9 protein-coding genes are annotated in these 11,143 nt (G+C 62.2%); 4 read left to right on the top strand and 5 right to left on the bottom strand.

Annotation, left to right across the window (positions count from 1 at the left end):
* Positions 1-39: 39 nt before the first annotated feature.
* Positions 40-660 carry an OmpA family protein gene (locus MJ205_RS04475; RefSeq protein ID WP_239811367.1) on the bottom strand — a complete coding sequence of 207 codons (621 nt, stop codon included), beginning with the start codon at positions 658-660 and terminating at the stop codon, positions 40-42.
* A 447-nt stretch (positions 661-1,107) separates the two neighbouring features.
* Here MJ205_RS04475 and MJ205_RS04470 point away from each other — a divergent pair, with 447 nt between their 5' ends.
* Both MJ205_RS04470 and MJ205_RS04465 read left to right on the top strand, forming a co-directional pair.
* The gene (locus tag MJ205_RS04470; RefSeq protein WP_230771442.1) at positions 1,108-1,737 is read left to right on the top strand and encodes a TRAP transporter small permease subunit; all 630 of its coding nucleotides are present in this window, start codon (positions 1,108-1,110) and stop codon (positions 1,735-1,737) included.
* A 20-nt stretch (positions 1,738-1,757) separates the two neighbouring features.
* The gene (locus tag MJ205_RS04465) at positions 1,758-3,590 is read left to right on the top strand and encodes a TRAP transporter large permease (protein WP_239811366.1); all 1,833 of its coding nucleotides are present in this window, start codon (positions 1,758-1,760) and stop codon (positions 3,588-3,590) included.
* A gap of 232 nt (positions 3,591-3,822) precedes the next feature.
* On the opposite strand, the gene MJ205_RS04460 is transcribed toward MJ205_RS04465, so the two are convergent.
* The 4 genes from MJ205_RS04460 to MJ205_RS04445 all read right to left on the bottom strand — a co-directional run bounded on the left by MJ205_RS04460 (position 3,823) and on the right by MJ205_RS04445 (position 8,388).
* Positions 3,823-4,908, bottom strand: a complete 1,086-nt coding sequence (locus tag MJ205_RS04460; RefSeq protein ID WP_133858059.1) for a TRAP transporter substrate-binding protein — start codon at positions 4,906-4,908, stop codon at positions 3,823-3,825.
* A gap of 266 nt (positions 4,909-5,174) precedes the next feature.
* Positions 5,175-7,088, bottom strand: a complete 1,914-nt coding sequence (gene dxs, locus MJ205_RS04455; protein WP_239811365.1) for a 1-deoxy-D-xylulose-5-phosphate synthase — start codon at positions 7,086-7,088, stop codon at positions 5,175-5,177.
* Between the two features lie 124 nt (positions 7,089-7,212).
* On the bottom strand, positions 7,213-8,121 hold the full coding sequence (locus MJ205_RS04450) for a polyprenyl synthetase family protein (protein ID WP_239811364.1): 909 nt from the start codon (positions 8,119-8,121) through the stop codon (positions 7,213-7,215).
* A gap of 9 nt (positions 8,122-8,130) precedes the next feature.
* On the bottom strand, positions 8,131-8,388 hold the full coding sequence (locus tag MJ205_RS04445) for an exodeoxyribonuclease VII small subunit (protein WP_239811363.1): 258 nt from the start codon (positions 8,386-8,388) through the stop codon (positions 8,131-8,133).
* Positions 8,389-8,784: 396 nt separating this feature from the next.
* Here MJ205_RS04445 and MJ205_RS04440 point away from each other — a divergent pair, with 396 nt between their 5' ends.
* The gene (locus MJ205_RS04440) at positions 8,785-9,924 is read left to right on the top strand and encodes an aromatic ring-hydroxylating oxygenase subunit alpha (RefSeq protein ID WP_239811362.1); all 1,140 of its coding nucleotides are present in this window, start codon (positions 8,785-8,787) and stop codon (positions 9,922-9,924) included.
* Between the two features lie 262 nt (positions 9,925-10,186).
* Complete coding sequence (locus MJ205_RS04435; protein WP_239811361.1) at positions 10,187-11,068, top strand: DMT family transporter; 882 nt, start codon at positions 10,187-10,189, stop codon at positions 11,066-11,068.
* The last annotated feature ends 75 nt before the right edge of the window (positions 11,069-11,143 follow it).

Genomic DNA, 11,143 nt, shown 5'->3' with positions numbered 1-11,143 from the left:
CCCGGACGCATCCGGGCTTTGTCGTTCCAGGTGGGCCGTTTAAGGGGCCAGCACCACTTCCACGCGGCGGGCTTGGGCATTGTTGCCAGCGTTTTCCACCGCTTCGGGCTTCTTCAGCTCCAGCTTGTCTTCGGTCACGCCCAGGGCCAGCAGCGCATCACGCACGGCAAAGGCGCGTTGCTTGGCCAGCTCGGCGTTCTTGTCAGCGTCGCCGGTGGCATCGGTGTAGCCCGAGATAACCGCACGTTGACCGGCTTTGACGCCAGCGATCACGTCCACCAGCGCTTCGTTGGCGCCCGCAGCCAGCTCGGCCTTGGCCGTGGCGAAGTAGAACTTGACCACACCGTTTTCGATGACCACGGCGGCGGCGTCGTCGGCAACCACGGCAGCGCCGTTGGCAGCAGCAGCGCCAGCCGCGCCAGCGGCATTGGCCGCCTCAGCAGCACGTGCGGCGGCTACGGCTGGAACGGTACCGCCCAGCACCGCACCGCGCTTGGCGCCATCCGCCGTGGCGGTCACGGCGGCGTTGCCGGACTTGGCACCATGGATGCCCTTGTAAGCACCGAACCAGACGACACCCAACACCACCAAAATGATCAGGGCAAAAACCAGGCCCAAGGCAAAGCGCTCATCACCGTCATTATTTTGCGAAGAACTCACGGTCAGACTCCAGGCACCCGTAGTGCGTAAAAAGACAGAAAAGGAAAATGTTTTGGCAGCAGGCCAGGCCCCCAAGAGCTCCGCCGCTACTGCCAGGTACGCGCGAGATTGTACATGGCGGCACCCCGCCTGCGTGTCGAACCGGCAGCGGCGGCGAACGCCCCCTGCGCCCGCGATCTACGGGTCTGACCGGTAGCGAACGCCCGCCAGTCGCTTGAAAATAGATAGCAGCACATGCCGACACCATGCCGCTCCACTAGTAGTTACCCTTGATTTTGCGGCAGGCGCACAAAAAAATTTTCTTCCTTGCTCCTGTTCACAACATCGACGCGTCAATTTGTAGGGCAAAAGGCATAGTTATTCGTAAAATCAGTGCTTTTCGAAAAAGTGCATTTGCTTACCAGCATTGAGCACTTATTACAGGACTAGCCAACCATTGGAGACACCATGCAGGCTTTACTCGCCCTATCCAGGGCCATAGACAGGCTCAACGCCTTCGTCGGCAAATATTCGATATGGCTGATCTTTGCCGCCACCTTCATCAGCGCGGCCAATGCCATTGTCCGCAAGGCCTTTGACGCCAGTTCCAACGCTTTTCTGGAAGTGCAGTGGTACCTGTTCGCGTGGTCCTTTCTGCTGGCCGCCGGCTACACCTTGCTGCACCGGGAGCATGTCCGCATCGATGTGATCAACTCGCGCCTGTCCAAGACCAAGCAGGTCTGGATCGACATCATCGGCTTTGCGCTGTTCCTGACGCCGCTGTGCCTGACCATTCTGTGGCTGAGCATGCCCGTGGTCATTCAGATGTACCAGTCCGGTGAAATGTCCGGCAACCCGGGCGGCCTGATCCGCTGGCCCGTATGGGCCGCCATTCCTGTCGGGATCACCTTGCTGATGCTGCAGGGCCTGTCCGAGCTGGTCAAGCGCATCGCTTTTTTGACCGGCGACGGCCCCGATCCAATGGGCAAGCTCAGCGACAAGAGCGCCGAGGAAGAGCTGGCAGAGGCACTGCGTGCCGAAGCTGAAATCAAGCAGGCGCAGGCCGCCGCAGCCCAAGCTGCCGCGCGCCAGGTCTAAGGCCGGCCAGAGGACCTCACATGGACTTTATCGTTACCAACTACGCCCCGATCATGTTCGCGGGCCTGATCGTCTTCCTGCTGCTCGGCTTCCCGGTGGCGTTCAGCCTGGGCGCTGCCGGCCTGATGTTCGGCTTTATCGGCATTGAGCTCAATGTCTTTCCCTCGTCGGTGATGGCCTGGCTGCCCCAGCGCCTGATCGGTATCATGGCCAACGACACCTTGCTGGCCGTGCCCTTTTTCACTTTGATGGGTTTGATACTGGAGCGCAGCGGCATGGCCGAGGACTTGCTCGACACGGTGGGCCAGGTTTTTGGCCCGATCCGGGGCGGTCTGGCGCTCGCCGTGATCTTTGTCGGCGCACTGCTGGCCGCCACCACCGGCGTGGTGGCCGCATCGGTCATCTCGATGGGCCTGATCTCGCTGCCCATCATGCTGCGCTATGGCTATGACCGGCGCCTGGCCTCGGGCGTGATTGCCGCCTCGGGTACGCTGGCCCAGATCATTCCCCCATCGCTGGTGCTGATCCTGATGGCCGACCAACTGGGCAAGAGTGTGGGCGACATGTACAAGGGCGCCTTCATCCCCGGCTTCATGCTGATGGGTCTGTATGTATTGTGGGTCGCGTGTTTGGCGATCTTCAAACCCAAGATGGTGCCAGCCTTGCCTGTTGAGGCCCGTATCTACCGCGAAGCCAATGGCAACGCCGGCTACACCTCGCTGATCGTCGTGATGGGCCTGTCGACCATTGTGGCGATCTTCCTGGCCAACCATATGGCTGACATCCACACCTGGTGGGAAGGCAAGCTGGTCACCGATGTGGCCACCGACGAAAAGATCGTGACGGCCATGTGCGGCGGTACGTTCATTGCGTTCGTGATCGCGTCGATCAACCGCATCTTCAAGCTGGGGCTGCTGTCCAAGCTGGCCGAGCGCGTGACCTTTGTGCTGATCCCGCCACTGCTGCTGATCTTCCTGGTGCTGGGCACCATTTTCCTGGGCATTGCAACGCCCACCGAAGGCGGCGCGATGGGTGCGATGGCTGCCCTGATCATGGGCTTTGCCCGCAAGCGCCTGAACATGAACCTGCTCAAGCAGGCGCTGGGCTCAACCACCAAGCTCGCCAGCTTTGTGATGTTCATCATGATTGGCGCGACGACCTTCAGCCTGGTGTTCCAGGCCGCTGACGGCCCCAAGTGGGTGGAACATCTGCTGACCAGCCTGCCAGGCGGCCAGACCGGCTTCCTGATCGTGGTCAACATCATGATCTTCTTCCTGGCGTTCTTCCTGGACTACTTCGAGCTGTCCTTCATCGTTGTGCCGCTGCTCGGCCCGGTGGCCGACAAAATGGGCATCGACCTGATCTGGTTCGGTGTGCTGCTGGCGGTCAACATGCAGACTTCGTTCATGCACCCGCCCTTCGGCTTTGCACTGTTCTTCCTGCGTTCGGTGGCGCCTGACAAGCAGTATGTGGACCGGGTCACGCACAAGGTCATCGAGCCGGTGACCACGATGCAGATCTACAAGGGTGCCGTGCCGTTTGTGCTGATCCAGCTGGTCATGGTGGGTGTGCTGATCGCCTTCCCCGGCATCGTCACCGGCGCATTGGATAAGCCGGTAGCCGTCGATATGCAGAAGGTCAATGAGCAGATGATGAACCAACTGGGCAATGCGGACGGCGGCTACGGGGACAACCCGTTTGCCACCCCGGATGCCCCTGCCGATGCAGGTGCAGCAACCGGTAGCGATGCAGGTGCAGTGCCAGCACCTGCCGCAGAAGGCTATGGCTCGGACGACCCGGCCAAGGCCCTGCAGGACTCGTTGGGCACCGCCCCCGCTGCCGAAAGCAAATAAAGGGCTCCCAGCCCATCCCCCCGAACCCTGGCTTGCCAGGGTTTTTTTTATGGCTGCCTGCAGCGGGGCCCAGCCTCTTCTATGCGCCGGCTGCCCGCCCCCCTGCAGCCCCTCTGAATACGCCAGCGGAGCACCAGCACCTGCCTGTGCCCCACAGACGCAAAAAAGCCGCAGCAAGCTGCGGCTCTCACCTTGCACTGCCAAGCCTCAAAAGGCCCGGCGCCAGTGGCTATCAGGGGAGTTTGACCTGGGCCATGTACTGGTTGAATGGGTACTCGGAGAAGCGGTTCCACAGGATCTGGTCCTTCTGGAAGGCGCGCATGTCCTGGTGGATCTTCTTGAACTCGGGCGAGCGCGCTTCGTGCTCGGCAAAGGTTTCCATAGAGGCCTTGAAGCCAGCGTCCATCAGCTCCTTCGAGAAAGGCTTGAGCTGGGTCTTGTTGGCCACCAGGTTCTTCAGCGCGATGGGGTTGAGCACCTGGTACTTGGCGGTCATGTCGGCCGCTGCCACGCGGGTGGCGGCATCCAGGATGGCCTTGTTCTCGGGCGACAGCGCGTTGTACTTCTTGATGTTGATGAAGAACTCCAGATCGGCCGAGCCTTCCCACCAACCGGGGTAGTAGTAGAACGGCGCGACCTTGTTGAAGCCCAGCTTTTCATCGTCGTAAGGACCGACGAATTCCACGGCGTCCAAGGTGCCCTTTTCCAGCGCCTGGTAGACGTCGCCGGCCGGCATGTTCTGCGCCACCACGCCCAGCTTGGCCATGGCCTCGCCGAACACGCCGCCGCCCATGCGCATCTTCAGGCCCTTCAAGTCGGCCACGGTCTTGATTTCCTTGCGGTACCAGCCGCCCATCTGGGTGGTGGTGTTGCCGGCCGATGCGGTCTTGAAGTTGTACTTTTCAAAGAAGGCATCAAGCAGCTTGCGGCCATTGCCATGGTCCTTCCAGCCCGCCATCTGCAGGGTGGTCAGGCCAAAGGGCACCGCGCAGCTGAATGCGAAGATCGGGTCCTTGCCGGTGAAGTAGTAGGCGGCCGTCTGGGCCATGTCGATGGTGTCGCCCTGCAGCGCATCAACCACGCCGAACGCGGGCATCAGCTCGCCTGCGGGGTGGACCGAGATTTCAAACTTGCCGCCCGACATGGCCTTGACGGCCGAGGACAGCTTTTCGGCAGAGCCGAAGATGGTGTCGAGCGACTTGGGGAAGCTCGACGCCAGGCGCCAGCGCACTGCTGCCTGCGCATGCACCGCCGGCGCTACGCCAGCAGCCAGCACGCCAGCAATACCGGCATTTTTGATAAGCGAACGACGATCCATGTATGTCTCCAATTATTTGTAGAAAGTAAAGGTAGCTATCCTGCCATAGGCGCATGCCGCTTTTAGCTTTGCAAATTGTAGAAATGGTTGCAGAAGTGACTTCAGCGGGTTTTCCCCAGCGTAGGACCCTGGATTTTGTTCGCATTGCGCCACAAGCGAGGCAGAACCAGCAGCGGTGCCGGCGCAGCGCTTTCGCAGGCAACAAAAAGCCCGGTACGCCATGACCGGGCTTGCCGCGATGCGCCAGGCGCGGGCCTGGCGGCAGATCAGGCGGCTGCGCTCTGGCCGGATGCGGCCTGCGGCACCGCAAAGCGCTCGCGAATGCTGCGCTCGATACCGGCGGCATCGAGGCCCTGCATGGCCATCAGCTTGACGGGGTCGCCATGCTCGATAAAGACATCAGGCAGACCCAGCTGCAGCACCGGCACATCGATGTGCAGTTGCTGCAGCGCCTCGAGCACGGCGCTGCCGGCACCGCCCATCAGGCAGCCATCCTCGACGGTGACCAGGGCCTCATGGCTTTGCGCCACCTGCTGCAGCAGCTCGGTATCGAGCGGCTTGGCCCAGCGCATGTTCACCACGCTGGCGTTCAGCGCCTCACCCGCCTGCAAGGCCGGGTAGAGCAAGCTGCCAAAGGCCAGGATGGCGATGCGCGGACGGCCCGCAACGGCCGGCTGGGCCTGGCGGCGGATTTCGCCCTTGCCAAAGGGCAGGCCCTCCAGTGATTCGAGCGGGGCCACACCGGCCCCGGCGCCGCGCGGGTAGCGCACCGTCACCGGATGGTTCTGGGCAAAAGCGGTGCTCAGCAGCTGGCGGCATTCGCGCTCATCGGCCGGGCAGGCCACGCTCATGTTGGGAATGGCGCGGGTAAAGGCGATGTCGTAATTGCCGGCATGGGTGGCGCCATCGGCACCCACCAGGCCGGCACGGTCCAGCGCAAACACCACGGGCAGGTTTTGCAGTGCCACATCGTGGATCAGCTGGTCATAGCCGCGCTGCAGGAAAGTCGAGTAGATGGCAACCACGGGCTTGAGCCCTTCGCAGGCCAGACCGGCGGCGAAGGTCACGCTGTGCTGCTCGGCAATGCCGACATCGAAATAGCGCTTGGGAAAGCGCTTTTCAAACTCGACCATGCCCGAGCCTTCGCGCATCGCCGGCGTGATCGCCACCAGGCGCTCGTCCTGCGCTGCCATATCACACAGCCATTGGCCAAACACCTGGGTGAAGGTCGGCTTGGGTGGCGTCGCGGGCTTGACCAGGCCGATGGCCGGGTCGAACTTGCCCGGGCCGTGGTAGGCCACCGGATCGGCCTCGGCCAGCTTGTAGCCCTGGCCTTTTTTGGTCACCACATGCAGAAACTGCGGGCCCTTGAGCTGGCGAATGTTTTCCAACGTCGGGATCAGCGAATCGAGGTCATGGCCATCGATGGGGCCGATGTAGTTGAAGCCGAAGTTCTCGAACAACGTGGCAGGCACCACCATGCCCTTGGCCTGCTGCTCCAGGCGCTTGGCCAGCTCCAAGAGCGGCGGTACCTGCTTGAGCACGCTCTTGCCCACGTCGCGCGCCTTGGCATAGAACTGGCCGCTCATCAGTTGCGCCAGGTAGCGGTTGAGCGCGCCCACCGGCGGGCTGATGCTCATGTCGTTGTCGTTGAGGATCACCAGCAAGTTGGCATCACTGACCCCGGCGTTGTTCAGCGCCTCGAAGGCCATACCGGCGGTCATCGCCCCGTCACCAATGATGGCGACGGCCTGGTGATCGCTGCCCTTGATCTTGAAGGCCTCGGCCATGCCCAGTGCCGCCGAGATGCTGGTCGACGAGTGGGCCGTGCCGAACGCGTCGTATTCACTTTCGCTGCGCAGCGGGAATCCCGAGATGCCGCCCCACTGGCGCAGCCCCTGCATGCGGTCGCGCCGGCCCGTCAGGATCTTGTGCGGGTAGGTCTGGTGGCCCACATCCCAGACAAAGCGGTCGTGGGGCGTGTCATAGACGGCATGCAACGCGATCGTCAGCTCCACCGTGCCCAGGTTGGAGCTCAGGTGCCCCCCGGTCTTGGACACGCTCTCGAGCACAAACTCCCGCAGCTCACGCGCCAGCGTCTTGAGTTCGGCGCGCGACATCTTGCGCAGATCCGCCGGATCGTTGACGGTGGCTAGCAGGGGAAAGGTCTTCGTGGACATACTATGGTTTGGTCACTTGCTACGCATACCTCGGAAGCATCCGCGCAGTTTTTTTACTGGAATGGCAAGGGGCTATGTTAGCGCCTTGACGCCGGTTAAGCGGTCACAGGCGCATTTGGCCTACTCAATGGCTGCGGCGCACCACCATGTCGGCGAGCGCCGCCAGCGCAGCCGTCTGCGGCAGGCCGCTGCCCGCCAGCGCCTGCTGGGCCTCGGCCAGCAACTCATGGGCGTAGTCACGGGCAGCCTGCAGGCCCATCAGCGACACATAGGTGGGTTTGCCGTGGTCGGCATCCTTGCCGGCCGTCTTGCCCAGCGTCGCAGAGTCGGCGACCACATCGAGCACATCGTCGATCACCTGGAAGGCCAGCCCCAGCGCGGCGCCGTATTGCTGCAGCGCGACCAGGGCCGCGCCCTGGATACCTGCGCAGGTAGCGCCCATTTCGACGCTGGCCTGGAGCAGCGCACCTGTCTTGAGCTTGTGCATTTGCTGGAGCTGCTCACGGCTGAGCTGCTTGCCGACGCTGGCCAGATCGATCGCCTGGCCACCAGCCATGCCGTTGTAGCCTGCCGCCAGCGCCAGCTGCCGGCACAGGCGCGCCTGCACTGCATCGGGGATGGCACTGCCCTCGGGCACCAGCAGTTCAAAAGCCAGCGCCTGCAATGCGTCGCCGGCCAGCAGTGCCTGGGCCTGGCCGAACTGCACATGGACCGTTGGCTTGCCTCGGCGCAGCACATCATCGTCCATGCAGGGCATGTCGTCATGCACCAGCGAGTAGGCATGGATCAACTCCACCGCACAGCCAGCGCGCAAGGCCGCCTCGGCGGGGCCTGCGGCCAGGCTGCCAGCGGCCTGGGCCGCTGCCAGCACCAGCAGCGGGCGCAGGCGCTTGCCGCCATCGAGCACAGCGTAGCGCATCGGCTCGCCCAGGTTGGCCGGGGCATCGGCAGCAATCCACAGTGTGAGGGCATCCTCCACGCGGGCAAGTTCCTGGCTGCACCAGAGTGCAAAATTATCGTGCGGTGATGTCATTGTTAGCGCTTATTCCTCGCTGGTCCAGGGCTTGAGCTGGCCCTCATCCAGTACTTTGATCTGGTCCTGCACCGCTTCGAGCTTGCCCCGGCAAAAGGCCAGCAGCACAGCGCCCCGCTGGTAGGCGGCCAGCATGTCGCCCAATGGCAGCTGACCCGATTCGATGCGGGCGACCAGGCCTTCGAGCTCCTGCAGCGCACTTTCGTAGTTGTCGGGTTCGGGCAGGTCCGGCGTGGCAGACGTCTTGGGAGCAGTGGCCTTGGGCATGGGCAAAGAGGGCAAACAGCTTGCCCTGGTGCATGGATGTAAAGGCTCGATTTTAGGCGCAGCAGAAGCACACGCGGGCGCAGCCGCCGCCGCCCGCCTGGCGGCGGACCCCAGGCCGGGGCCAATTCCCACAAAAGATCCCGGCGATCTATTGTGAAATATGAGGCCACAGCTATCAATTTGATAATATTGCCAGCCTGTCGATGGGAGGATGAGCCGTGGCCGACCCAGGTCACCATGGCTCAATTCACGCATGGACGGAACGGGAATAACCCCACTGGGTATAATCCCTTTTTTCGCGAAACCGGCCATCCTTTGTTGTTGCTGCCGGTTTTATTTTTTCTCAGCGTGCGCACACGCACCCTCCCTGTGGGGAGTCTTTAGGTCAGGTCACCCATGTCTGATTTAAGTCTTCAACTGCAGCAGGCCGCAAGCCAACTTCCAGTTTCAAGCTACTTTGATCAAGCGCTGTTCGAGCGCGAGATGCAAACCATCTTCCAGAACGGCCCCAAGTACGTGGGCCACCAGCTGGCGATTCCCGAGATTGGCGACTACTACGCCCTGCCCCATGAGAAGGAAGGGCGCGCGCTGGTGCGCAATGCTGCGGGCCAGGCCGAGCTGATCTCCAACGTCTGCCGCCACCGCCAGGCGGTGATGCTGAAGGGCCGTGGCTCGCTCAATCACCAGCAAAAAGGCAGCGCCGGCGGCAACATCGTCTGCCCGCTGCACCGCTGGACCTACAGCCCCAGCGGCGAGCTGCTGGGCGCGCCGCATTTTGCCCAGGACCCCTGTCTCAACCTGAACAACTACAAGTTGCAGGAATGGAATGGCTTGCTGTTCGAGGACAACGGCCGCAACATCCAGGCAGACCTTGCCAACATGGGCCCGGCCGCTGCACTGAATTTTGACGGCTTTGTACTCAACCATGTCGAGATGCATGAGTGCAACTACAACTGGAAGACCTTCATCGAGGTCTATCTGGAGGACTACCATGTCGGCCCCTTCCACCCCGGACTGGGCAATTTCGTCACCTGCGACGACCTGAGATGGGAGTTTGCCAAGGAGTACTCGGTGCAGACGGTGGGCGTGGCGCCCACCTTTGCGAAGCCCGGCTCGGATATCTACAAGACCTGGCATGAGGTGCTGCTGAACTACCGTGACGGAAAAATGCCCGAACACGGCGCAATCTGGCTGACCTACTACCCGCACATCATGGTGGAGTGGTACCCGCATGTGCTGACGGTCTCGACCCTGCACCCGCTGAGCGTGGACCGAACCCTGAATGTCGTGGAGTTCTACTACCCTGAGGAAATCAGCGCCTTCGAGCCTGAGTTTGTGCAGGCCCAGCGCGCCGCTTATATGGAAACCGCCATCGAGGATGACGAGATTGGCGAGCGCATGGATGCCGGCCGCAAGGCCTTGTATGAGCGGGGCGACAACGAAGTGGGCCCCTACCAGAGTCCTATGGAAGACGGCATGCAGCACTTCCACGAGTGGTATCGGGGTATGATGCAGGCCGCTGTTCCAGACAAGTGATCTGCCACAGCCAGGCACTCCCAACTGTCTAGACCGCTCTAGACTTATATAGCTGTCAGGGACGCTTTGCATAACCCTCGCCAAGCGGGATGGATGCGGATCGGGATGAGACGCTAGGCGTCTTTTGCAGTCAATAGCCGTAGCTATTGACAAGAAAGACAACGCAGCGGATCGCCCGAGACCGCGTTCAGACCACGGCAGGGAGTTTTGCAGAGGGTCCCTTCCGCTTTGCGATAGCAGCTTTTTTATTTAGAAGTTTCCCATGCAAGCCCTTTGGATGGTGGCCGCCGCGTTCATGTTTGCACTCATGGGCGTGTGCATCAAGTTCGCCTCTGTGTATTTCAATGCGGCCGAGATCGTGTTCTACCGGGGGCTCATCAGCATGGCACTGATCTGGTGGCTCACCCGGCGCCAGAATATCTCCCTGACCACCCGCTACCCCCGGATGCATGCCTGGCGCAGCTGCATCGGCGTCACGTCGATGGGCATGTGGTTCTATGCGATCGGCAAGCTGCCGCTGGCCACCGCGATGACCCTGAACTATATGAGCAGCCTCTGGGTAGCGGCCTTTGTTGTGGGCAGCGCCCTGCTCACCTGGCGCCCCAAGGGCGAGGGCGACCAGCCCGCGCTGAATATTCCGCTGGTACTGACGGTGATCAGTGGCTTTTGCGGCGTCATCCTGATGCTGCGCCCCAATATCGAGGCCGACCAGATGTTTGCCGGTCTGGTGGGGCTGATGTCCGGGCTGATCTCGGCCTTTGCCTACATGCAGGTGGTGGCCTTGTCGCGCATGGGCGAGCCCGAGCAGCGCGTGGTGTTCTACTTTGCCGTGGGTTCGGCCATCGCTGGCGGCCTGGCCACCTTGTTTGTCGGCACCTCCAGCTTCCCCGGCTGGCCCGCGCTGTGGCTGATCCCCGTCGGCATTCTGGCCGCCGGTGCGCAACTGGCGATGACGCGCGCCTACGGATCGGCCACGACGCGCCGCGCCACACTGGTCGTCGCCAACCTGCAGTATTCAGGCATCGTGTTTGCGGGCCTGTTCAGCATCGTCGTCTTTGGCGACCAGATTCCGGCCATCGGCTGGATGGGCATGGCCTTGATCGTCGGCAGCGGCATCGTCGCGACGGTACTGCGCAAGCGCTGATCCAGGCAGACGCCCTGCGGCATGGTAATGCCACCCAGGTTGGCTGCAGCGGGCGCGGCACTGCCACATAATGTT

This window comes from Comamonas sp. B21-038, assembly GCF_022387135.1.
GTDB classification, from domain to species: domain Bacteria; phylum Pseudomonadota; class Gammaproteobacteria; order Burkholderiales; family Burkholderiaceae_C; genus Comamonas; species Comamonas sediminis.
The sequence above is the reverse complement of the archived record's forward strand: the minus strand, read 5'-3'. Positions and strand labels throughout refer to the sequence as shown.

Bases quoted from the DNA above. Each gene is read 5' to 3' on its own strand.
- MJ205_RS04470 (WP_230771442.1), top strand. From the start codon at position 1,108: ATGCAGGCTTTACTCGCCCTATCCAGGGCCATAGACAGGCTCAACGCC.
- MJ205_RS04465 (WP_239811366.1), top strand. From the start codon at position 1,758: ATGGACTTTATCGTTACCAACTACGCCCCGATCATGTTCGCGGGCCTG.
- MJ205_RS04460 (WP_133858059.1), bottom strand. From the start codon at position 4,908: ATGGATCGTCGTTCGCTTATCAAAAATGCCGGTATTGCTGGCGTGCTG.
- dxs (WP_239811365.1), bottom strand. From the start codon at position 7,088: ATGTCCACGAAGACCTTTCCCCTGCTAGCCACCGTCAACGATCCGGCG.
- MJ205_RS04450 (WP_239811364.1), bottom strand. From the start codon at position 8,121: ATGACATCACCGCACGATAATTTTGCACTCTGGTGCAGCCAGGAACTT.
- MJ205_RS04445 (WP_239811363.1), bottom strand. From the start codon at position 8,388: ATGCCCAAGGCCACTGCTCCCAAGACGTCTGCCACGCCGGACCTGCCC.
- MJ205_RS04440 (WP_239811362.1), top strand. From the start codon at position 8,785: ATGTCTGATTTAAGTCTTCAACTGCAGCAGGCCGCAAGCCAACTTCCA.
- MJ205_RS04435 (WP_239811361.1), top strand. From the start codon at position 10,187: ATGCAAGCCCTTTGGATGGTGGCCGCCGCGTTCATGTTTGCACTCATG.